Origin of the sequence: Coleofasciculus sp. D1-CHI-01 (assembly GCF_040218875.1) — a bacterium.
Lineage (GTDB): Bacteria > Cyanobacteriota > Cyanobacteriia > Cyanobacteriales > Coleofasciculaceae > Coleofasciculus.
This window is the reverse complement of sequence record NZ_JAVJQP010000156.1, coordinates 19601-41207: the sequence shown is the minus strand read 5'-3', so window position 1 is coordinate 41207 and position 21607 is coordinate 19601. Positions and strand designations below refer to the sequence as shown.

The following is a 21607-nucleotide window of genomic DNA, read 5'->3' as shown; positions in this document are numbered from 1 at the left end:
TGTGTCTACCTATATCCCTGAAAGACTAAAAGCTCAAATTGAAGCGTGCGATCGCCACCGTTGCTGCTACTGTTTGACCAGTGAAGCCAATAGCGGCATTCCCATGACCTACGATCATATCTCGCCTAGCTCAAAAGGGGGAGCGACGACCTTTGAAAATCTCTGCCTTGCCTGTCGTACCTGCAATGAATTTAAGTCTGACACCACAGAAGCCGAAGATCCACTAACTGGAGAAACCGTGCCACTTTTCAACCCACGCACTCAGAAGTGGACTGACCACTTTACCTGGAGTCTGGACAACACCAGAGTAGAAAATTGGTAAAATCTGGATAGAAGCAGTGCTGCGTGGCACTAAATAAATAGCAAACGTCTCGCCTGATGCTGTAGCCAACTCCAAAACCTCTCGCAAATTTTCACTATGAGCAATGACACAATGGTCATTGTAAGCCACATATTGATTGCGATATAAATCCAACAAAGTGTGCCGATTTTCATTCAGCCACTTCAACATTTGCTCACTTTCACTCTTAGAAGGTATTCTAGTCATAGTTTATAAAAGAAAACCATTTCAACCAACTATCGAAAACGACACCATTACCCGTTGTGTCCGAACTCGATAAAAGCCCCCTCCAAATCCTTCAAAAATCCTCTGCGTCCTCTGCGTAAACCTCTGCGTTACTCTGCGTTAAAAAACAAAATTCCGACAATCAGGATCTAACAGTCAAAGCGGTGACAAAAACCGCAAAAGCAGTGAACCAATCCCCACCAGAGCATTGCCAAACGATGGGCGAGAACGAACTTCGGGAGGATTTTGGGCAATTTCCACCATAGCGATCAGATTCTGGGAGGCTTGAAAACCAACCGGGTTTTCTTGAGTCATAAAAAGCTGACTAGCAATTTCAGCATCTCGGATAGCAGTGGTGTGATTGCTTAAGCGAAATTGGGCGATTCCCCGGGCTAAATAGGCGGGAGCAAATTCAGCTTTTAGATTCAGGGCTTGATTATAATGTTGAATAGCCGCTTGATAGTTTCCTCGTTCGGCTTCAATCACACCCCAAGCATAAAAATCTTCAGGGGTTCCGGCATACTCAGGAAGACCGATTGTTCCTTGAATATAAGCGCTACTGAGATCGGTACCAAACAATTGTGCATTAACCAGATAAGCATCTCGGAGATCCGTTCCCACTAAAATAGCGCCACTGAGATTTGCCCCAGTTAGATTTGCGCCATTGAGAGACGCGCCACTAAGATTTGCACCAGTGAGATCCGCCCCCGTCAAATTTGCCCGACTCAGATTAGCGCGACTCAAATCTGCCCCACTCAAGTTTGCCCCGACTAATTCTGCCATGACGAGACCTGCATCGGCGAGATCACATCCGGGACAGTTTTTGGTGGATATCACCTTTTGGATATTTTGCAGATTTTCGGCGAAGGCGCTGGTACTCAGAGTCATGGCGGTGAAAATAGCAGCCGTGGTTAGCAGGATTGGTTTCATAGCACGATAATGGGGTGAATGGGCTACGGGTTGTACGCGATCGCAGTACTGGGATTGGGGTATACCTTTGACTGAGTTAGGGCGGGTTTAGTTACATCCGGGTGACAACCCCCGATACCGATAAAACCCGCCCCTACAGAAATCAACACTCAGAATTCTTGTCAGCTACACCTGCTAATAATTCTAATTCACTTACCACCCGATCCAATTCGTCAATAATCGGCGTAGACTCCTGGATGCGAAAGGCTTCAATCAAGGAACGGTAATACCACAGTGTACCCTCTTTACCCCCATGAAAGCGTTGCCATAAATTATCCCCTAAAATGCGATAATCTTTAAGAATTGACCAAGAATTATGCAGCTTATCCGCAGCAGACACTAAACGAACTGAAGCTGATGCAGTATGAATATGGGCAATATAAGCTGCTTTGCGCTGATGCCAAGGGGGTTTGGGTGTGGTGTCAGCGTCGGTGCAACCATCCACAATATCGGTAATTGTATCCCCAAAGCGGCGACGAATTTCCTCACGGGTTGCTGCACCACCTTGGTCTTCAATGGCATCATGGAGGAGTGCCGCGATCGCTTCCTCTTCATTTGCCCCATATTCTAAGGCAATACTGGCAACAGCTAACAGGTGGGCGATGTAGGGAACGCCATTCCCTTTACGGGTTTGGTTGGCGTGCAGTTCGGTGGTAAAGGTTAAGGCGTCGGTAAACCGTTGGGAGAGTTTCATGGAAAAATTAAGCCAAAATCTAAATTCAATTAGTAACGATTGTGACTGAATTTCTAGCAAACAATCTACCGAAAATCTGGATTGCTTCCTATTCTGAAGCCAGCCAACTTCTCGCTTCCGAGACAGGAGACGCGATCGCGCATATCATCTCGATTGGCGAACCCGATACCGCCCCTCCCCCAGGTTACACCCAAGTTCCTCACCGACTGCGGTTAGAGTTTGATGATATTGTGGCTTTAAATCCTGATGAACCCGACTATCTTTTAGCGACATCTGAGCATATTCGTCAAGTAATTGACTTCGTGCCGATAATTTCCCAGGAAGGCGGAGATGTTCTCATCCATTGCCAAGCCGGGATCAGCCGATCCGCCGCGATCGCTTTAACAATTTATGCCATCCTTTTAGGGGCGGGTCAAGAGGAGGAAGCCTTATCCCTAGTTCTGAAAAATAGACCTCAAGCTGTACCGAATATTTGGATTGCCCAATTAGCCGATGAAGCATTAGGTCGAAATGGCAAATTGGCACAAGTCGCCCAAATGCATGAAGACTGGTATTTTGAATATGATGGCGAAATTTAACAGGTAAGGTAGAGTTTTGAGTTAACTTCCCCATCTTTCCCATCTCCCCCATCTTCCCCATCTCCCCCATCTTCCTCTGCTTCCCCTGCTCCCTACCCCCACAACACTTATTCAGCAGCCCCTAGTTACAACGGCTGAATATCATTAAACCGAATCCTTGTATCTGCCACAGGGTTTTTCTCCGGATTTTCCGCTTGATTATATCGAATTGTCCGGTTCGTTAACAAATAGTAGTTTCCTACCTTTTCATGGAAATCTCGCACATCTTCTTTTTCCAGAACTTCATCGGTTTGGGCATCGCGAAACGTGGTCTTAAAGTGACTGACTAAATACCCCTCTGGCGTTTTAGTCGTACCTAGGGTGTCAACGGTTACGGCTACATCTCCAAAGCTGCGATTCACTTGAGTGATTACATCTCCTTTAACCTTATAGTAGGAATTATCACCCACCTGATTAATTTTTAACGCGCCATACTCGTCTTTTCCCTTTAACTCAAAGTCATTGTTTCCATGCAACTGCTCAAACGGTAGTCGGCGGCGGTGAATGATTTCCATCTTAACCGTATTGGCGACCAACTCACGCAAATTATCGGGTTCAACATTAATGACATCCACACTTAAATCCGGTTGAACCCGAACGATTCCCTGGTCAATATCTCCCCGGTGCGTAATCGAAACCTCTGCGGAATAACCCGGAAAATTTTTATCCCAGGTATAGCGCTGATTGTATGCATTGCGAAACGCTTCGCTGGCTGATACTGTAGCGATTTGAGTTGGATGAGTGTTTGAGATAGACTGAGCCTTCGCACTGGCAGGTAGTCCAAAGACGCAGCTAATACTAGCGATAATTAAACTTAAACTCCAACAGATGATGCGATGCTGTAATAGCTGTGTCATGATTTTAATCGATTATCGACATTAAGGATAAATCTCTATTTTACAAGGGGATGTCCATCAGGATGAGGTCAATGATTTTATCCCCCATATCTCCTAATTATCTGGGTCTTCTCCTAACTCCCGCAATCGTGCGGCTAAACGTTCGGCGCGTTGGCGTTCGGCTTCGGCGCGTTGGCGTTCAGATTCAGCCCGCTGATGTTCAGATTCAGCCCGTTGGCGTTCAGATTCAGCCCGTTGATGTTCGGCTTCTTCGGGTAATAAAACTAAATTCCCTTCTGAGTCATAAAATCGTAACCACGGTGCTGTTTCTCGGCTTATTGTTCCTTGCCAAATTCCTAACCATAAGCCTAAGGTTTCGCACCATAACCATCCTGACTCATTCGGAACCAACGGTTGATAACGTAAATTGGCATCCAACCGCCATCCTTGTAAAGAGTCGGGATTAAAGGGGTCAAACACGAAATAATCCGGTGTTCTAAAAGTGCCTTCGTAAATATCCTTTTTTGCCCCAATATCAGCATTGGCTGTAGACGCCGACATCAGTTCAATAATCACATCCGGGTAACGTCCCTCTTCATCCCAGACTACCCAACCTTGGCGAGAACGGCTTCCATCCACATTCAATACCACAAAAAAATCCGGTCCTCGGAAGTCCCGATTTCGTGCCTGGGTGCGACTATAATAAATGAACATATTACCACCCACAAAGTAATCCTCGCGGTGTGCCAAGGCTTGATGGACTAACTGAATCAACAGATTCATGGCAATGCGGTGGCGGTTACTTTCCAAGGGTTCTCCATCATCAAAAATTAAATCAGTGGGCGGCATTTGGGGTTCCCAGTCCACCACGGGAGGTGTTGGGGAACTCTGAGTTTGAGTCATTTCCGTTGACATAATCCAACTCCTCCATCTGTAAGATTCTGTTTTCTTATTGTATAGGGTTTCTCATAAGAGTTATTTATGTGTGGGCGCAAGGATGGTGCCCCTACATTTTGATTGATATACCTTACACACCTAAGGAGTAGAAACTTCTTCGGTGACAGGAAAGTCTTTGTAGAAACGATGAAAGCTGATAGCGTGAGACAGAGGAAAATTGCATTTGGGTGATTATACATTGAAAACCCGTTCTCATTACTGGCAACTGTTGTCTTATCTTCGCCCTCAAAGAGTTACCATTGGGCAAGCCTTAGCTTGTACTGTGGGATTTGTCGCCGTGTGGCCCCTCCTGGCTTGGTTAGCGGGGCGGATTGCGGCTTATGTGGGACAAGGAAATGTTGACGCGATCGCACAAGTTGCTGGAATTGCTGCTTTAATTTTCTTGGGTCAGAAGCTGGCACAGTATGGGCAAGATACCCTAATGGCAAAGGCGGCTTTGTCGATTACGCTGGATTTGCGTAAAAATGTCTACGCCCACCTGCAAACCCTGAGTCTGGACTACTTTGAAACCACTAGAACCGGGGACTTATCCTATCGACTCACTGAGGATATTGACCGCATTGGTGAGGTGGTGAACAAGTTCTTTCACCAGTTTCTCCCTAGCGTTTTACAGTTGATTGCAGTCTTCGCTTATGTGGTTTACCTGAATTGGCAACTTACCCTGGGTATTGTACTCATTGCCCCACTGATGGGTCTATTAATTGGCTGGTTTGGCGAACGGATGCGTCAATTTTCCCGGCGGAGTCAAAATCGGGTGTCGGATTTATCGGCGTTGCTGATTGAAGTATTTAGCGGGATTCGGTTAGTCCAAGCGTTTGCGGCTGAAGATTACACATTAGAGCGATTTAGTCAAGAGGCAGAACATAATCGAAACGCCAAGTATGCGGCGGAACGGTTAAAGGCGATTCAGTTTCCGGTGGTGGGGTTTCTGGAGGCGATGTGTCTGTTATTGGTATTTTTACTAGGGGGATGGCAAATTGCCCAAGGTAACTTAACCGGGAGTGAATTTGTCAGCTACGGGGCGGCGGTTGCCATGCTTATTGATCCGATCGCGATCGTTACTAGCAACTATAACGAATTTAAGCAGGGGGAGGCATCGGTTGATCGCATCTTTGAACTGTTTGCGATTGTGCCAACGGTGATCGAAAAAGAGGGGGCGATGACTCTACCCCCGGTTACGGGTAAAGTCGAATATCGCCAGATTAGCTTTGCCTACACTCAAGCCCAAGAGAACTTAGAAAGGGCGGGTTTTGAAGAAACATTATCATCAATCGCCAAAGATCAAGACGCGCCCTGGCACGTCTCTACAATTAAAACGCCTTGGGTGCTGAAAGACTTAAGTTTTCTTGCCCAGCCAGGAGACGCGATCGCGCTCGTTGGCGCATCGGGTGCAGGTAAGACCACCTTAGTTAATTTACTCCCCCGTTTCTATGATCCGCAAGCCGGAGAAATCCTGATTGATGGGATCAATATCCGAGACGTTACCCTAAAAAGCCTACGGCGACAAATTGGCATTGTTCCCCAGGAAACCACCTTATTTTCTGGCACAATTGCTCAAAATATTGCCTTTGGTCAAAAGGACTTTGACTTAGAAGCCGTCCAAGATGCCGCCAAAATCGCCAATGCCCACCAATTTATTATCCAATTCTCCCAAGGGTATCACACCTGGGTGGGAGAGCGGGGAATTAACCTATCTGGGGGACAACGACAACGCCTTGCGATCGCGCGGGCGGTTCTCCTCAATCCCAGTATTCTCATCTTAGATGAAGCAACCTCCGCCTTGGATTCAGAATCAGAAGCCTTAGTTCAAGAAGCCTTAGATCGGATTATGAAAGAGCGCACCGTCTTTATCATCGCCCATCGCCTCACCACCGTGCGCCGCGCTGACCGAATTTTGGTGATGGAACAGGGACAGATTATCGAGTCGGGAACCCATGCCGAATTGTTAGAACGAGAGGGACGTTATGCGCGATTCTATGCTCAACAATTTACTTAGGGTCTGCTGATGGTGGGGTTAGAGAGTAGGGGAAGCAGGGGAAGCTGGGGGAGCAGGGGAAGCAGAGGGAGCTGGGGGAGAGGAGGGCAAATCTTTATGGCTGAATCCCTATTACTAGGCAAACGTTATCGACAGTTGCTTGAGGGGAATGCCAAGTCAGAAGCGATCGTCGAATTGCTTCTATTACCGTCTGATCCTTTACCGATGAGGCTTTCTCGTTTAGAGTGACCTGTTGCACACGACTTTTGCTAATGTAAAACTCGAAGACCAAATTACCGCTAACACCTGGAGATAATTGGATCGATTGTAGATGTTGAGTTAAACGCGCGATCGCATCTTGATTTAGTCCAGATGCACTAACAATTTGTAAGCGATTAGGGGTAGACTCAGCTTTTGGAAGCGGAGCTTTTGCAGTCGGTTTCATCTTTGGAGCTTTCGATGGCGCTGGCTCAGGCGTAGGACTCCATTCCTCATCGAGTTCATCGAGTTCCATCATATTGGGACTGATCAGGGTGATATCAAACTCGTCAGGCGGTTCTGAAGGAATCACCTCAAACTCATAGGTCGCTTCTACTTCTACATCGCCAAAAATTCCCTGATAACTAATCCCTTCCGGCATTTCTACGGGGACTTGTACAGAGACAGAACGATCTTGGGGATTGACACGCACTTCATCGCTGAGGGCAATAAAGGCGGTATATTGGCACAAGAGTTGATAAGTTAAAGCCGTATCAGTGACAGTTTCTACACCAACTTTTGTCTCTCCCTTCACCATTTGATTCATCAAGTTTTTAATCCGGTTACGACCCCACAGTTGGGCAATAGCAGGATTTCCCGTATCTTCAAAGTTAAGCTCAAAACTCTGCTGGTATTGCTGTCCTCCGGCAATTGTTCCTGTTACTTGCAGCCGTCCCGGTCGAGCGTCTTTTTTGCATCCAAATAGAACTAATGGCTGTTCAGCAAATAAATCGGGTGGCGTCGCCGGATAAATGATCGGAGGTTCACCCTCACCTTGCCAGTACAATTGAATATTGGTCAGCACTGGATTATTAATTTGCCCGAAGAACTGTTCTGCGAGTTCTTCAGTCGGCTCATCGTAGCGGACAATCCGGGAAATTCCTCGTCCAATTTCAGCAATTCGATTCAGGAGAAAACGATTAACTGAACTTCCTGCACCAAAACTGTGTAGGCGATTCCCTAATTTTAAATGGCGTTGGACTTCTGCCAGGATTTGATTTTCGTTGCCAATATAACCGTCGGTTAGCAGTACAATACTCCGTAATCGTCCCGGATCAACCTCTGGAAAATTTAGCACCGCCTGAATTCCCCGCCTCAGTTGAGTTCCGCCACTGGCGTTTAACTGATTAATATAATTCATGGCGCTGTTGCGGTTTTTTTCTGTATTTGCCAAGGGAACGGGTGAAAGTTGGCGGGTGGTATCTGAGAAATCGATAATTGTGAACGTATCGTGGGGATTGAGTCCGTTGATAAAGCGGCGCATCAATTCTTGACATTTGGTTAAGGGTTCACCGCTTTGAGAACCTGATGTGTCAATCAAAAACACCACATCTTTGGGAACTAATTGATCGGGGTTATACTCAATCGCTGGAATCAAATAAACCGCAAAATGTCCACCGCGATTGTCGGTTTGAGAGAGGACTGTGGTTTGCGTGCGATCGCCTGCGACTTGATAGCGTAAAATTAGGTCTTTATTGGCAATTGTGTCTCGTCGAGATAGCGTGACTCGCATCCGGTATCCTTGGCGTTCAATTTGAATCTGATGTGAGGGAGAATGTACCTCTTTAATCTCAACCCCAGCTTCAATGTCTACAGTCACATTAATATCATGTCCAGAACGAGTTTTAGGGGGTAAAATAGGCGCATTTAAGCGGGACGCATCTGGCACTAAATCGGTGTCTTTATTTAGGGTCATTGGTGCTGGTGCTGAACCCCCGCCTACCGTATTTTCATCAATCGTGGTTCCAGGAATATAACGAGATCCCACAACCATAGGAAAGACAAACTCGTAATTTTCCCCGGTAAATTTTAAGCTATCGGTGTAGCGAATTATCACATCAATTTGCTCACCGGGTTGGATATTAGCCAGGGATTGAGTAAAAATGTTAGCCCGTTCCTGTTCTAGCAATCCGGCGGTGCGTCCTTGCTTCTTGGCTTGTTCGTAAATGGCTACTGCTTCTTGGCGTTTTTTGATGTTACCCTTAATTGTGCGATCGCCGATACGAATCTCCATATCATCAACGGCGGCTTCATCGGGTAAGGGGAAGATATAAGTGGCTTCTAGGGGAGTAGAAAAAGGATTCTCAAAGGTTTGTGTTACTTCTACCCGTGAGACATTACCCGTCACCTTGGCTTGTACGTCAGTATGCTTCAGGGGAAAGACTAGCGGGTTTCCTGTTTCAGATTGAACGTATAAACCACCAAATTTGGGAGGTTTGGGTAGAACGGTTGATTTAGTCTTCTTGGTCTTATATTTCATTTTCCATTGACCTGATTTTTTAAGTAGGTAGTATTTCGCACTGACATTGGGCCCAAAAACAATCTCATCTTCATCTTCAAGATCATGGACTGGACATTTTTGACCATTAACTAATAGTCCATTAGCACTTTGCTGACCTTCGGCATTACCATCAACAACCTTGTAAACACAACTGCCATCGTCTCTAATTTGTCGAACTAATGTTGCATGGTGGCGAGATATAAACATTGAGTAGAGGCGGATATCGCATTGTGGATCTCTACCTAGGGAGTAGACTGATTCTTCCAAGGTATATTCTTTGCGTCCCTTGTCGTCTTCAATAATCAACAGATGGGTGGATGGATCTAGCATGATGGTTCTCCTTTTTTTTCAGTACGCCCCGACACCCGCCAAGAACTCAAGTTCTTGGCTAAAAGCTTAAGTCCATTAAAATGGACTATAATTTTTATCTAGTCAACTCGATTCTGACTTGAGCTTGGGTGTCTTGGGTTTCAATTCAAAGTGGTTTAACACTGTTGTCTGTCTATCCTCAGCATAAGAGGGGTTTTGAGGGGAAAGTGTTCAGTCTTTGACTCACCCTTTGACTCAGTAATTGACTCAGTAGAGGTTGTGGTATCGTATCTCTACCCGATGGGGCTGATTAGGCGTTACCCTTGCTGTTGAGCTTGTTCATCAATGGCTACAGTATCTAAGTATGAATGGCACGCTCCAGTCAGCGGTTTCGGACTGGAGTTTAGACCAAATCTGAAACTACATATAGGGGCTGAGCAACGCTTACCTTCCCGGTTTAATTGTGATTATTATTCTCATACACAGACGACCAGTAATCCAAATGCATGGGGACGTTAATTCTCTATGCAAAGGATGAAAAAATGATTCGATTCTTGGGGAAAATATTTAGTTCTCTGTGTCAATCTGTGTCCCCCACTATTCAGGCTTCTGTCGGCGTCATCCTTCTGTGTCCTCTGTGTCTTTGTCAATACTTAGTCATGATTCTTCTTGTAACTTTAACAAAATACTTATGTCCAAGGGGAGATTGGGCGTGAGACAAGAATCATGAATTATACAAAGTTTTTACGAAGATTCAAGGGGTTTAGCTGGCTATAAATTATTTTTGCCTACATAACACCCACCATAGAGAGTATACCTGAAAATCGCACACTCTTCTCACAATCGCCGTAACCCCTGAAAATTCGTAGCTTTTTTCCAAAAAGAGGTAAAAAATGAGCAATTATGACGTTTTGTTGAGACGAGACTCTGATTGGAAAATTTAAACCGTTCTGGAGGAAAGAATGGTTTAAGTTATCAGGACTTGACAAGTTGAGCCGAAATGAAATCGAGTCAAGGGAAGCATATAGTAGTAGACACATCGATTAGGACTTTCCACACTCTTTGGAGACGTTCCACCGGAGGAGTCTCTACGAATCCGATATGTCCTAACTGTCTTGGCGGTTGCTATAACAGTAGCGAAGCCGAAAGAAAAAGCCAAGGGGTATTTAGTGGATAGTGGTTATCAAAAGAAGTTCAAAAGAAGTGCGATCGCCCAGGGATGATCGGCTCTAATTCATCTAAAGTCGAAATTGTCGAAACCCTTGATATCCCGTAGGGTGGGCATTGCCCACAGAGGTTTTCGTATTGTACCCTTACCCGATGTGTCACAAGGCGGATTTGCTAGAATATAGGTTCTTGACTCTCATCTAACTCTAGAAACCCACATATTTGAACGAGTGATTAGCGAATCTCAAGCAGAATATTTACTGTCTCAGTGTGAGAGGTGGCTCGGCGCAAAATTACATAAACTTCGATGGCGTCTTAGAAGTGAACATGAACAGACGAAATCTCACTTATGGGAACTCATCGTGCTACAGGCAACAGCTTCTGCGGTTATTTCAAGGCATCATAGTCGAGATGTAGCAAACTCAGAAGTTTCATCTCTAATTCAGCCTGAGGGAGATCAAGAATCAGTCCCTGATATTTTCTTGCAACCTGATGAATGCGCTCCTTTTTGGGTGGAAGTTGCATATATTACCCCTCGTAACCCGCAACAGGAAACTGATATAACACGTTTTCCCTTTTGGGTGGGACAAGAATTATCTAAAAGAAAGGTTGCTGATTCAAAACCTCTAAGAATCAGACTTGAGCCAGCCGATACCAGCAAAGATGTACAAGTACCGCCAAACAATTACTGGAGACAGTTACTTAAGACAGATAAATGGAAAACCTTTGTAGCTGAGCTTGAATCGGGTAACTTTAAGTCAACTTTATGTCTTGAAGAAACTGAAAATGCAAATGTAATTGTGATAATTGAAGGGATAGAACAAGGAAGTTTTGTGTCTTCATCCTTTCCAACCCCAAATGTACCAAGATGTGCTGAAAACCACCCAATTTATAAAAAAATTGAGGAAAAGGCAAAGCAAGCCAGGAACTGGGCAAAATCTGGCAAAAATAAAAATTATAAACCGCTCGTTCTTTTTCTAGGTGCTTCTGAAAAGCTACATCAAATTAATGATAGCGGGACACCTTCTTCTATCAGCCTTAAACAAGCAGTATACTCCGCTCTAGCAGATACAGAACAGTGGGATTTGACAACAACTTTGAATGCGATAGGAACAGCACCTTGGCCTGGGACAAAAGCACGGAGACAAAGAGTCAAGGGTTCCAGGTTGATTTCGGCTGTGGTAATCGTCACTATTAAAAATCAATATTCTGGCTTAAGCTATGGGTGGAGAAAACAAGCCAGTAAACCTCTTGTCATTAAAAATCCTCATACTGATGTAGAATTAACGGCACAGCAGGAACAATTTATTAATCAAATAAATCTAAATCAGGTTGAATATGGAGATGGTCATGAAAGCTGGGAGGCACTACAACCACAGGATATTTCTGTAGCATTGTACAGATACAAGGAATGGAGAGGTCGTTTTGTTTTTAAGGCAGGAGAAGATTTTTCTTTTGATCTAGAGATTCCATGTAACCTTGTAGCTCTGTTCCTGGTAGGAGATATGACCGCTTCTGAGGTTTGGAAGGATAAAAGCTTAGACAGTGATGATTATCCAACTCTCAAAAAGCGAATAGGTAATTATCTGTGGCTTGCGGCAGAAATAAACCGAAAAATAGTCAATGTTAACTTTGTAAAAGTAGATCCTAAATTGAGAGAGCAATCACGCATCAGGTTAGAGTTTGGTGCATTCACTGCTTCTACAGAGCCTATTAATGATTCTCCTAAAGCCTACATAGAAACTGATGCTAGCGGTGCTTTTACACTCAAGCTTGCCCAGAACCTGATAACGCGCCTGTTAGCCGGAAAAATTACGGCTGGTGAAGTGTGGAAGATTGAGAATAATAAACAAATTGGTGATTTATTAAAAAATGCAGTGAGTAGAGGTCAAGAGATTATAGATGTCAAGTTCCTTCAGGCAGGTTCTGAAGCTGAAAGGGAACCTTCACTCAGTTTAAAGTTCAGCCCTCCCACTGACACAACAATACGTGAGGACAAAAAAATAATTGATGAAGAAAAAAAGCGAAGAAAAGCGAAGAAAAGCGAAGAAAAAATTAAATTTTAGAAAGCCAGACAATAAAGAATAAATAGATTAAATTGTTGGTCTAGGCGTTGCCTCACCAGTTTCCCAGCACACGTCGTATGTCCGCAGAGTAATACTACACCGTCTCGACAGCTCCTCTTGCGTCAAATTTAGCCTTTCTCTCAGTATCTTTAACGGTGACTCACCTTCTGATGATTGTTTTTTGGTCATGGGGTTGTTTACTGCCATGTTGTAAGACCAGCCTATCTGTCTTGTTCACACAAACTATCAGATGTTTTAATCACCATCACCGTCAGGAACACCAGTGACATCTATACCTAACGCACTACAGACAGTCTGAATTGAAACTCCTAGCTCGCGAGCCAAAGCAACTGCCCGATCCACTCTTGGCAGTTTGACCCCATTTTCCCAGTCGTAAATCTGGCGCTCAGAAACTCCCATACGGTTTCCAAGTTCAGCTCGGGTAAGTCCCGCAGCTTCTCTGAATAGTCTTAATTGAGATTTCCCTTCGTTTGAATCAGTCATAGCGGAACTAAAATTCATGAACTTTAGCTCTTGACAAGGACAAGTAACCGGAGCTAAAGTTCATGTTGTTAACAGGATATAAAGACCAGTAGGTTTAGCTGGTTCCGTCAAGTTACAGCTTAACTGGCTGGTCTTTCCCTAGTTAGTGTCTCATCTTTAATCAAATATCCATGAAAAAATCCAAAGCGACCGAAGCTCATCGCGTCGCCACAGACATTGCTGCTCTAAAAACCGCCCTCAAAAAACAGGGTTACATCACCCGCAAGCGCCCTAAACAAGCCGCTTGGACAATTACACCCCTCAATCACAGAGGAACTGGCAGAAAAACCGAGGAGTGCTACCTCCTAACCTACCAACCCGCCCCCATCAGCACCTGGATACTTCATCCCCAAACCAACGAACCCCAGCGCCAAACCCTCCTCAACATCATTCAACGCACATTAACCAAACAATCCACCCTCACCGCCAATAAAGTCTCATGAGCTACAAACAACAGCTTTTCCCCTGGTGCATTATCAACCCCCTGCCCAATATGCACACCCGCATCGTCGGACGCTTTCGCAGCCGAAGTGACGCCGAGGGACACCTGCAAGTCCTCCGCCGCATGATTCCCACCCTTTCCTTCGAGATAATGTTCGACGTGACGCCAAAAGAAACCGATTCAGAAAACAATCCAGAGACACCCCAATGACTACTCTCTTTCACCGCCTCCAACCTGCCCAGAAATTCCACCGCCTCCTAACCTATTACTCCAGTAGCCAATCAAACAACTCTCTCACAGTCAGATTGAAGTCTTTAGCAAATTCTGGAACGGGTAAACGTGCTTCTGGTTGATCAAAAACATTCGTTGGTCGATCTGAACGATAAACAAAGACTGACTGTTCCTCTGGATCAATGAGCCATCCCATCTTGCTATCGTACTTTAAACAGTGCAGAATATTCTTAGTAACTTTTGTCTGGCTTTGATCAGGGGAGAGAATCTCAATCGTCCAATCCGGTGCGATCGCAAAAGTATTCGCTACCTTACCATTTTCCTGTCGTGGAATCCTCTCCCAAGTAAATACAGCAATATCAGGCACAATTGAGCGTCCGCCAAATGTACACCGAAGTTCAGAAAACGCCCGGGCAATCCGCTTTGATCTGAGGGCGGCGTTAATGGCAGGGGCTAACTCAGTTTGAATGGCGCTGTGTTCTCCTTGAGGCATAGGTTTTTGGATGATTTGTCCGTCGATATACTCGCTCGCAGGTTCGGTTTCTGGCTGTTCTAGAAACTCTTCTAATGTCAGGATTTTAGTCGGTGTTTGTACCATTAAGTTACCTTTACAAGCAGACTGCTATTGTATCAAGCCCATAACGATTAAGGGCGGGTTTTGTTGAACAGTTATCGGCGGAGTAAGCGCAGTTTAGTCCATAAACCCGCCCCTACAATTGATAGACGTGCCAGGATATGTCTCTACATGACTTTCTCTGTCTTCCCCACTACTAGCTGCTATTACTGGATCGACGCTCTAGAGTCCCCTAGCTAAACTAGAATAAGTTGAGAATTGTGGGCAGGAGAGCAATATGGATACACCTATTCTGGATAAGCTTATTGAACACCTGAAAATTATGCCTCAAGACTTGCAGTGGCGAGTGCTGGAATTTGCACGCGCTTTAGCCAGTTCAAGAATTCAAGGTGTCCCTGGGCGACAATTGCTAAGTTTTGCAGGTTCAATCCTACCCAATGATGTTAAGTTAATGCGCCAAGCAATAGAACAAGGCTGTGAACAATTTGAACTCAATGAGTGGTAGATAGTTATTAGAAAGCAGGGGAATATAAAACCCAATTCAATCTGCATTTTTTACCGAATTAAACCAAAAATAAAGTCCATAATTAATAGATAGTGTAGAGATTTTAGTTTATTTTAATGGACTTAAGCTATAAGCCAAGAACTTGAGTTCTTGGCGGATACTATCCTCATCGATCATGCTACTATGACTAACTCGCTCTCCGCATCCCCAGAAGGATTAACCATTGTAGACCGAGCCAGGAAACGTTATGGCTGGACGAAAACTAGCACCGCCTGTTGGTGGGAAGATGCTCATACCTCTAGAGCGACTCTACGCCGCTTTTGGCGTGGGGAACGGATTCAACAGGATGCTTTTATTTCTATCTGTAAAGCTGTGGGGATCAGCGATTGGCAAGCGATCGCACAATTCCCGGAACACCTAAACTCTAATGTACCCGAACTCCAGTCTCCCCTGATTGATTGGGATGAAGCGCCGGATCTGGATCATTTCTATGGACGAATTCAATCGTTAAATCATTTAGAAGAATGGATTACTACAGACGATTGTAAACTCGTGGCAATCGTAGGCATGGGTGGGATTGGCAAAACCGCCTTAACTGTAGCTCTATGCGATCGCATTCAGTCGGACTTTGATTGTCTCTTCTGGCGATCGCTAACTTACCAACCCTCCCTACTAACGCTACTCGATAGTATCCTGAATACCTTTGAACCAACGGTTATTCAAGATATTCACTCAGGAATAAGACAACTCAGACATCATCTACAACAGCGTCGCTGTCTCCTGGTTCTGGATGGACTCGATTCGGTTTTACATAAGCAAGAGGATATTGAGGACTACAGTAAATTGTGGCAAACCTTAAGCCGCAACCGCCATCAGAGTTGTATTCTAATCACCAGTCGCGAACAACTCCCCGGATTTGATGCGATCGCGGCTAACTCGAAAGGGGTTCGCTGTTTAAGGTTGCAAGGCTTAGAACAGGCTGATGCAATGGCATTACTGCAAACTGGAGGATTCACGGGTCAAGAACAGGGATTATCGGCTCTGTGTCAACTGTACCGGGGTAATCCATTGGCATTGAAAATGATAATACCGTTGATTCAGTCAATTTTTGCCGGGAATGTAAACGCATTTCGCCTCCAGAATACCATCGTCATCGGCGATCGCCTGCAAGCATTACTCACCCAGCAATTTAACAGATTGTCTGAATCTGAACGATCCATTGCCTACTGGTTAGCCATTTGGCAGGAACCGATTTCATTATGCCGATTGCAAAGCCATTTGCTCTATGCTTCTGATCCGAGTGTCATTTTAACCGGAATTGCGGCGTTGGAGACGCGATCGCTCCTGGAAAAACGATTCAGCGCTGATACACCCTCCTTTACCCTACAACCCATGGTCATGAAAGTGGTAACAGATCGATTAATAGAACAAGCCGTCAGGGAAATTAATCAGGTTATCCAAAGCGATGATATCAGCCATCTGCACATCTTGAGAACCCACTGGCTAATGCGCCCCGGTACTGATGATATTGCAGGCGATCGCATTCTCGGTCAACTCCAGGAACAATTATTTCGTGTCTATGGCAATTCCCTCTCTCAAACCCTGCTGCAAATTCTCTTTCAGCTACAGGATTGCTCTCCTAAAGTTGTGGGCTATGCCCGATGCAATCTCACGGCACTTCTTCAGGACTTCTGAAGGTTTTGCCCAACTTACACTTAAGGTGACATCCTCCTACATTCAATCAAAGTAAGACATGTAGGCAACATTTAGTACAATCAAAGGTTAGACTTCCAGCGTTTTATACTAAATTCAGAACAGACCACGTCACCGCCCCCACCATCCCATCTGCAGTCATCCCCTTTGAGCGCTGAAACGCAATAACGGCGGCTTTTGTCTTGGGACCATAGATCCCATCAGCAGGACCCGGATCAAAGCCTTCTTGCTGCAAAACCTCTTGGACTTGCTTCACTTGAGAACCCACGGAACCTTCCTGGAGTGGTAAAAACGGTTCTAACGGTTGATTGCGCCATTTTTGGGAAAACTCCACCAATGTCGCCTCAGATAGTTGTGCTTGTAACCACTGAATGGCTTGGGTTTGATGGGGAAGTTCCCGGTAATACTTATAGGTATCGAGGAGTTGAACTTGGGTGAAAGGAGTTTGTGGATTCAAAGGTGTACTTCCCCCCGGTGTTGTATCCGGCGCTGTCGGAGTCCCAGTGTCGGTGGGAGGTGGCTGTGTCGGTTGAGACACCCGTTCTAACACCTTCCATGTCGCCGGTCCAACCAAACCATCGGGTTCTAACCCATAAAACTTTTGGAACAAAACCACCGCATCTTCAGTACCCGCGCCAAAAATACCATCAATTGGACCCGGATTAAACCCTTGAGCGCTGAGAATTTGCTGGAGTTCCTTCACTCGTAGTCCGGTGTCTCCTTCCCGCAAAACTTCGATGAAAGATGATCCTAATCGCTGACGGACTTCCTGGCGTAAGCGAGGTAATTGACTATATAACCAATCCCCAGGACATTGAGTGGGAGAAAAGTCGCGATGTCCGAGAATATTATCCGGGTTAATCTTAGTCGTTGAGCAAATCGAGGCGCACAATTCAACCAAACTATCCCACTGTTTGGCATTCATTTGATAGGTGATAAATGTTCCTTCATTTTCAATACCTGGCGACTGATTCCCTTTATTACTACCCGCATGGGATGACCGCACACTGCGTCCTTGTTTAGCCGCATTCAGACTTCCATGTCTACCTTCTAGCAAATATCCGCCCGTCGTGTTCAAAAAATTGTGACCCGAATCAATCCAGCCAAAGCCATCCGTATGGGCTGTTTGAATGCTGCGGGCGAAGGTTTTAGCCCCCGTTAATGTCCCTCTGGAGACATCATTGGGGGGATTAGGAGTCGCCGTATGATGGATGATAATATATTGCGGTCTCGTTTGCCCCGCCCACTGTTTTGGGGGTCTGGCTCCCCATTCGTTCGTTGAAATAACACTCGCTGTAAATGCCATACCGATTGTCTCCCTCCATTCAATCTAAATCAGCCGCCAGCTTACTCAAACCAATAGGATTTGTGCTGCATTCTACCTAATTCCTGCTCAGTAGAATGCGTTATCTTTTGTTGATATTTGCTATTCTACATTCGGGTTTACTACCACCAAACACAAAATGACACCAACACGGCAAACTGTATCCTTACCCGAAATCCAACTTTCTTATCTAGAGTGGAAGCAAGGTTCAGAACCCTTGTTACTGCTCCATGGTTTAGCGGATCACGCTTTAGTGTGGTCGAGTTTAGCCGAGTATCTGGCTGAGAGCTATCATATCATCGCTCCCGATATGCGGGGTCATGGGGAGAGTAGTAAGCCTGACGATGATTATACCTTTGCCAGTGCGATCGCGGACTTAGAAGCTCTCATGGATTACTTGGGATGGTCATCAGCTCATATTATCGGACATTCCTGGACAGGTAAATTAGCCCCGATTTGGGCAAAACAGCATCCCGAACGGTTTCGCAGCATGATTTTGGTTGATCCAATTTTTATCTGGAAAATGCCTAGTCTGCTCAAGGTTACATTCCCTTTGTTATACCGGGTTTTGCCGTTTCTCAAAGGAATGGGTCCGTTTGAGAGTTATGAAGACGCCGAACAGAAAGTGCGTCAGTTAAGTCAATATCAAGATTGGACGCCATTACAGCAACAAGTTTTTCAAGCCAGTATCGAGCAGAAACCCGATGGTTCTTGGGGGAGTAGGTTTACCGTGGCTGCCCGTGATGGTACGTTTGAAGATGTGATGCTCGTCGCCGGATTAACGGTTCCGATTCATATCCCCACCCTGTTTGTGCAACCGGAAAAAGGGGTAAATCGTCAAGACTGGCAACTGAAACCCTATAAAACCTATTTGAAAAATTTACAAGTTTGCCAGGTTCCTGGTAATCATTGGCCCTTTTTAGTCGCGCCAGAGGAATTCAACCGAACGGTAGAAGCGTTTTTGGAACAACAAAAAGAGGCTTTCTCCTCTGCCGGACGACGTTAAATAACAAACATTGAATAAAAGTTATTGAAAGTGATAGCGGCAATGAGAGTGAGAACATTCTTTTTAGTTAATTTACCCTGAGGTAAGCAAGAGCAACAAATGATGATATCAGCTTGCTTGTCCTGTCACTTTGTCAAGTTTATCGTAAAGTTTTGTAAAGCTTTGTAAAAAAATATAAGTATTCATTAAAGTTAAGAAAAGATTAAGAAAAGGTTGATTTTAGGTAAAAACACTTGAAAATAAGGTGGAAAATCTACTGGCTTGCCTTTGAACCTGCATGGAGGCTCGAATGCCAAACAGGGAATAATTACTATGAAAAATATCCATAGTTCAACACCAATAACAGTAACTTTTCAGCCAATTAAAACCTTTAAATTTTTACTTTACTTTATTGTAGGGCTTACATTAGCAAATGTTTTAGTTCGTGTAATTGATGGTTTATTTGAGAATATTCCAGAAATCTTCATACGGCTTTTCAATACTGATAAAGAACAAAATATACCTACTTTATTTTCTGGATTTCTTTTGCTTTTTTGTTCGATAATGCTTTATAATATTTATAAATTTAACAAAGATACACGTTATTCTAGGCATTGGAAAGCTTTATCAATTATTTTTCTGTTAATGTCTATAGATGAAACATTGAGTTTCCATGAAACCCTTCAGTATTTTATAAAAAATATACTCAATATTAACACGAGTGGTTTTTTGTATTTTGCTTGGGTGATTCCTGGTGCAGCTTTTGTTTTAGTTTTTATAGTATGTTATTTAGGCTTTATCAAAAATCTTCCCCCAAGGTTTAAGCGACTGTTTCTGATTGCAGGAACTCTCTATGTCACGGGTACTTTATTTCTAGAATTATTTGCTGGATATATAGTAGATCCAACCACGACTCATGATTTTGAATTTTAATTTTACCTCATTCAATCAACTTCTGAAGAATGTCTAGAGATGATAGGTATCGCTATTTTTGCTTATGCCCTAATGTCCTACATTACTTCATATATCAAAGAAGCAAATTGGACATTCCGCATTACTTCGGACGACAATAAGTAGGTGGACACAATTAAAGTTAACGGTTGAGATTAGGGAACAGGGAACAGTAAGGGTTTGAGGCTTGTTTACATGACTTAATCTAGTTAAGTTTATTTCCACCAACCTACTTAGTATAAATTTAATGAGTACAGCGGACAGAATTTATGTCCAGGCATTTAATCGCTAGCACAGATTAATGGTATACGCTTTTTGCAGACTCTCGTTTTATCACCTGCACTCTCATTCACGATACATTTTTAATGAGAGTTCCAAACTGCCAATATGACAAAACCTGCTCACTTGATGATTAAATCCCTGTATCAGGCAATCAACCGCAGGGATATTTCAGCCGCTATAGACTGCATCGATGATGAGTGCGTCTATGAGGATCTTAACTTTCCTCAACCCTTTCGCGGGAAAGCCGCCGTTCAGCAGCTTTTTGAAGAATCCTATCAAGGTGTACCCGATGACTTACTCTTTGTTATTGATGATATTACGACAGGAGATTCATCTTCCACGGGTGTCCTTTGGCATGTTGAACTGGATGGTATTCCCTTTCCCAATGGACGAGGGGTCAGCTTTTATCGCCTATCTGAAACCACGGGTAAGTTAATTTTCGCCCGTGATGTGGTTGAACCGCCAATTAAACCCGGTAAAGTTGCATTCTGGATTATCCGATTGGTTACTCCTCTGGTACGACGACTGCTTAAACGCCAGCCAGAAACCCGTGCTATGCCTAAATCAGAACAACCTCAGCCATGGGTTGCGATCGCGTTGGCACTGGTGGCGATAGTCTATACTTATGTCCTCTTGCTTTCTCCACCCAATCAACTGCTTCCCGGAGAACCAATTTGGGCAATTCAACCCGAAACCTTACAGGAAATTCTGGATGAGTCGCTCAATTTCTTCTTGATCTTACCGATTCTCAATGGGGTGGGTATTCATGTAATAGAGTCACCCACGGTTCACCCTACCGTGGAAGCACTGTTTAACTTTGCCGAAGCCTGGATATTTATGTTCCTACCCTTACTGTTAATGGATAAAAGGGGACGCCATTTACCTAAGGTTTTGATGTGGAGTGTGGCAATGTTCCTGACGAATGTTATTCTTACGCCTTATATGGCATTGCGTTATACCGTTCCTTCTCTTCAAGAAAAGGATGAACCTGAAAAAAGCTGGCTAGCTCGTCTGTTCGGATGGATTGGGCTGATTGTAGGTACTCTAGCTATTGTATGGGGTTTTGTGGGAAGACCGGAGTTTGGAGATTTAGCACAGAGGACGCACTATTTTAGAGAACTGCTAATGAATAACCGGGTGACTATCGCATTTTGTGTTGATTTGGTGCTGTTTTCCATTTTCCAGGGTGTACTCTTAACCGCCGTCGTTCCCTCTGATAAAAGGGGGCGCTGGCTGCGATATGTTCCCTTCTGGGGATTGGCGGTTTGGCTGATTATCTGATTAGTGATTTGTCCTTTGTCATTTGTCCTTTGTCATTTGTCCTTTGTCCCAGGTTTTATGCCAATCATTTAACTTGCTGAAA

At 44.5% G+C, this 21607-nt stretch carries 19 protein-coding genes and 1 pseudogene; 11 read left to right on the top strand and 9 right to left on the bottom strand.

Annotation, left to right across the window (positions count from 1 at the left end; translation table 11 throughout):
* Nucleotide 1: 1 nt before the first annotated feature.
* A pseudogene (locus RIB93_RS27635) lies at nucleotides 2-313 on the top strand (HNH endonuclease); the annotation flags it as partial.
* Here the strand turns inward: RIB93_RS27635 and RIB93_RS27630 are convergent.
* The 3 genes from RIB93_RS27630 to RIB93_RS27620 form a co-directional block, all read right to left on the bottom strand.
* Nucleotides 224-511, bottom strand: a complete 288-nt coding sequence (locus RIB93_RS27630) for a DUF5678 domain-containing protein (RefSeq protein WP_446377723.1) — start codon at nucleotides 509-511, stop codon at nucleotides 224-226. The pseudogene RIB93_RS27635 and the gene RIB93_RS27630 sit on opposite strands and share 90 nt — an antisense overlap.
* Before the next feature lie 210 nt (nucleotides 512-721).
* The gene (locus RIB93_RS27625; RefSeq protein WP_446377712.1) at nucleotides 722-1495 is read right to left on the bottom strand and encodes a pentapeptide repeat-containing protein; all 774 of its coding nucleotides are present in this window, start codon (nucleotides 1493-1495) and stop codon (nucleotides 722-724) included.
* A gap of 142 nt (nucleotides 1496-1637) precedes the next feature.
* A complete protein-coding gene (locus tag RIB93_RS27620) occupies nucleotides 1638-2228 on the bottom strand; it encodes an HD domain-containing protein (protein ID WP_446377710.1) in 591 nt (196 codons plus the stop codon).
* A 41-nt stretch (nucleotides 2229-2269) separates the two neighbouring features.
* Here RIB93_RS27620 and RIB93_RS27615 point away from each other — a divergent pair, with 41 nt between their 5' ends.
* Nucleotides 2270-2806, top strand: a complete 537-nt coding sequence (locus RIB93_RS27615) for a dual specificity protein phosphatase family protein (protein WP_446377708.1) — start codon at nucleotides 2270-2272, stop codon at nucleotides 2804-2806.
* 125 nt (nucleotides 2807-2931) lie between these two features.
* On the opposite strand, the gene RIB93_RS27610 is transcribed toward RIB93_RS27615, so the two are convergent.
* Both RIB93_RS27610 and RIB93_RS27605 read right to left on the bottom strand, forming a co-directional pair.
* Nucleotides 2932-3702, bottom strand: coding sequence for a DUF3386 family protein (locus RIB93_RS27610; RefSeq protein ID WP_446377706.1), 771 nt, complete (start codon nucleotides 3700-3702; stop codon nucleotides 2932-2934).
* A gap of 93 nt (nucleotides 3703-3795) precedes the next feature.
* Nucleotides 3796-4596 (bottom strand): Uma2 family endonuclease, encoded by an 801-nt coding sequence (locus RIB93_RS27605; protein ID WP_446377704.1) that lies wholly within the window; start codon nucleotides 4594-4596, stop codon nucleotides 3796-3798.
* 220 nt (nucleotides 4597-4816) lie between these two features.
* On the opposite strand from RIB93_RS27605, the gene RIB93_RS27600 reads away from it, so the two are divergent.
* On the top strand, nucleotides 4817-6634 hold the full coding sequence (locus RIB93_RS27600) for an ABC transporter ATP-binding protein (RefSeq protein ID WP_446377702.1): 1818 nt from the start codon (nucleotides 4817-4819) through the stop codon (nucleotides 6632-6634).
* Nucleotides 6635-6728: 94 nt separating this feature from the next.
* Here the strand turns inward: RIB93_RS27600 and RIB93_RS27595 are convergent, their stop codons facing one another.
* Nucleotides 6729-9482, bottom strand: coding sequence for a VIT domain-containing protein (locus RIB93_RS27595; protein ID WP_446377700.1), 2754 nt, complete (start codon nucleotides 9480-9482; stop codon nucleotides 6729-6731).
* A 1508-nt stretch (nucleotides 9483-10990) separates the two neighbouring features.
* Between RIB93_RS27595 and RIB93_RS27590 the strand changes: the two genes are divergently transcribed.
* Entirely contained in the window at nucleotides 10991-12694 is a 1704-nt protein-coding gene (locus RIB93_RS27590) for a hypothetical protein (protein ID WP_446377698.1), read from the top strand.
* A gap of 255 nt (nucleotides 12695-12949) precedes the next feature.
* Here RIB93_RS27590 and RIB93_RS27585 read toward each other — a convergent pair whose 3' ends face one another.
* Entirely contained in the window at nucleotides 12950-13216 is a 267-nt protein-coding gene (locus RIB93_RS27585; protein WP_198016536.1) for a helix-turn-helix transcriptional regulator, read from the bottom strand.
* Between the two features lie 152 nt (nucleotides 13217-13368).
* Between RIB93_RS27585 and RIB93_RS27580 the strand changes: the two genes are divergently transcribed.
* Entirely contained in the window at nucleotides 13369-13680 is a 312-nt protein-coding gene (locus RIB93_RS27580) for a hypothetical protein (protein ID WP_446377696.1), read from the top strand.
* A 50-nt stretch (nucleotides 13681-13730) separates the two neighbouring features.
* Nucleotides 13731-13889, top strand: coding sequence for a hypothetical protein (locus tag RIB93_RS27575; RefSeq protein ID WP_446377694.1), 159 nt, complete (start codon nucleotides 13731-13733; stop codon nucleotides 13887-13889).
* A 55-nt stretch (nucleotides 13890-13944) separates the two neighbouring features.
* On the opposite strand, the gene RIB93_RS27570 is transcribed toward RIB93_RS27575, so the two are convergent.
* Nucleotides 13945-14508, bottom strand: a complete 564-nt coding sequence (locus tag RIB93_RS27570; RefSeq protein ID WP_446377692.1) for a Uma2 family endonuclease — start codon at nucleotides 14506-14508, stop codon at nucleotides 13945-13947.
* Nucleotides 14509-14761: 253 nt separating this feature from the next.
* On the opposite strand from RIB93_RS27570, the gene RIB93_RS27565 reads away from it, so the two are divergent.
* Together RIB93_RS27565 and RIB93_RS27560 are read left to right on the top strand one after the other, a co-directional pair.
* Nucleotides 14762-14989: a hypothetical protein gene (locus tag RIB93_RS27565; protein WP_446377690.1), complete on the top strand. Its 228-nt coding sequence runs from the start codon at nucleotides 14762-14764 to the stop codon at nucleotides 14987-14989.
* Between the two features lie 183 nt (nucleotides 14990-15172).
* Nucleotides 15173-16684 (top strand): NB-ARC domain-containing protein, encoded by a 1512-nt coding sequence (locus tag RIB93_RS27560; RefSeq protein ID WP_446377688.1) that lies wholly within the window; start codon nucleotides 15173-15175, stop codon nucleotides 16682-16684.
* A 103-nt stretch (nucleotides 16685-16787) separates the two neighbouring features.
* Here the strand turns inward: RIB93_RS27560 and RIB93_RS27555 are convergent, their stop codons facing one another.
* A complete protein-coding gene (locus RIB93_RS27555) occupies nucleotides 16788-18008 on the bottom strand; it encodes a peptidoglycan recognition protein family protein (protein ID WP_446377686.1) in 1221 nt (406 codons plus the stop codon).
* Nucleotides 18009-18165: 157 nt separating this feature from the next.
* Here RIB93_RS27555 and RIB93_RS27550 point away from each other — a divergent pair, with 157 nt between their 5' ends.
* The 3 genes from RIB93_RS27550 (at nucleotide 18166) to RIB93_RS27540 (ending at nucleotide 21525) form a co-directional block, all read left to right on the top strand.
* On the top strand, nucleotides 18166-19032 hold the full coding sequence (locus RIB93_RS27550; protein WP_446377684.1) for an alpha/beta fold hydrolase: 867 nt from the start codon (nucleotides 18166-18168) through the stop codon (nucleotides 19030-19032).
* A gap of 312 nt (nucleotides 19033-19344) precedes the next feature.
* Nucleotides 19345-19944 carry a hypothetical protein gene (locus RIB93_RS27545; protein ID WP_446377682.1) on the top strand — a complete coding sequence of 200 codons (600 nt, stop codon included), beginning with the start codon at nucleotides 19345-19347 and terminating at the stop codon, nucleotides 19942-19944.
* A 405-nt stretch (nucleotides 19945-20349) separates the two neighbouring features.
* Nucleotides 20350-21525 (top strand): nuclear transport factor 2 family protein, encoded by a 1176-nt coding sequence (locus RIB93_RS27540; RefSeq protein WP_446377680.1) that lies wholly within the window; start codon nucleotides 20350-20352, stop codon nucleotides 21523-21525.
* The last annotated feature ends 82 nt before the right edge of the window (nucleotides 21526-21607 follow it).

Bases quoted from the DNA above. Each gene is read 5' to 3' on its own strand.
- RIB93_RS27565 (WP_446377690.1), top strand. From the start codon at position 14,762: ATGGATACACCTATTCTGGATAAGCTTATTGAACACCTGAAAATTATG.
- RIB93_RS27555 (WP_446377686.1), bottom strand. From the start codon at position 18,008: ATGGCATTTACAGCGAGTGTTATTTCAACGAACGAATGGGGAGCCAGA.
- RIB93_RS27580 (WP_446377696.1), top strand. From the start codon at position 13,369: ATGAAAAAATCCAAAGCGACCGAAGCTCATCGCGTCGCCACAGACATT.
- RIB93_RS27570 (WP_446377692.1), bottom strand. From the start codon at position 14,508: ATGGTACAAACACCGACTAAAATCCTGACATTAGAAGAGTTTCTAGAA.
- RIB93_RS27540 (WP_446377680.1), top strand. From the start codon at position 20,350: ATGACAAAACCTGCTCACTTGATGATTAAATCCCTGTATCAGGCAATC.
- RIB93_RS27630 (WP_446377723.1), bottom strand. From the start codon at position 511: ATGTTGAAGTGGCTGAATGAAAATCGGCACACTTTGTTGGATTTATAT.
- RIB93_RS27605 (WP_446377704.1), bottom strand. From the start codon at position 4,596: ATGTCAACGGAAATGACTCAAACTCAGAGTTCCCCAACACCTCCCGTG.
- RIB93_RS27610 (WP_446377706.1), bottom strand. From the start codon at position 3,702: ATGACACAGCTATTACAGCATCGCATCATCTGTTGGAGTTTAAGTTTA.
- RIB93_RS27585 (WP_198016536.1), bottom strand. From the start codon at position 13,216: ATGAATTTTAGTTCCGCTATGACTGATTCAAACGAAGGGAAATCTCAA.
- RIB93_RS27595 (WP_446377700.1), bottom strand. From the start codon at position 9,482: ATGCTAGATCCATCCACCCATCTGTTGATTATTGAAGACGACAAGGGA.
- RIB93_RS27575 (WP_446377694.1), top strand. From the start codon at position 13,731: ATGCACACCCGCATCGTCGGACGCTTTCGCAGCCGAAGTGACGCCGAG.
- RIB93_RS27625 (WP_446377712.1), bottom strand. From the start codon at position 1,495: ATGAAACCAATCCTGCTAACCACGGCTGCTATTTTCACCGCCATGACT.
- RIB93_RS27560 (WP_446377688.1), top strand. From the start codon at position 15,173: ATGACTAACTCGCTCTCCGCATCCCCAGAAGGATTAACCATTGTAGAC.
- RIB93_RS27550 (WP_446377684.1), top strand. From the start codon at position 18,166: ATGACACCAACACGGCAAACTGTATCCTTACCCGAAATCCAACTTTCT.
- RIB93_RS27620 (WP_446377710.1), bottom strand. From the start codon at position 2,228: ATGAAACTCTCCCAACGGTTTACCGACGCCTTAACCTTTACCACCGAA.
- RIB93_RS27545 (WP_446377682.1), top strand. From the start codon at position 19,345: ATGAAAAATATCCATAGTTCAACACCAATAACAGTAACTTTTCAGCCA.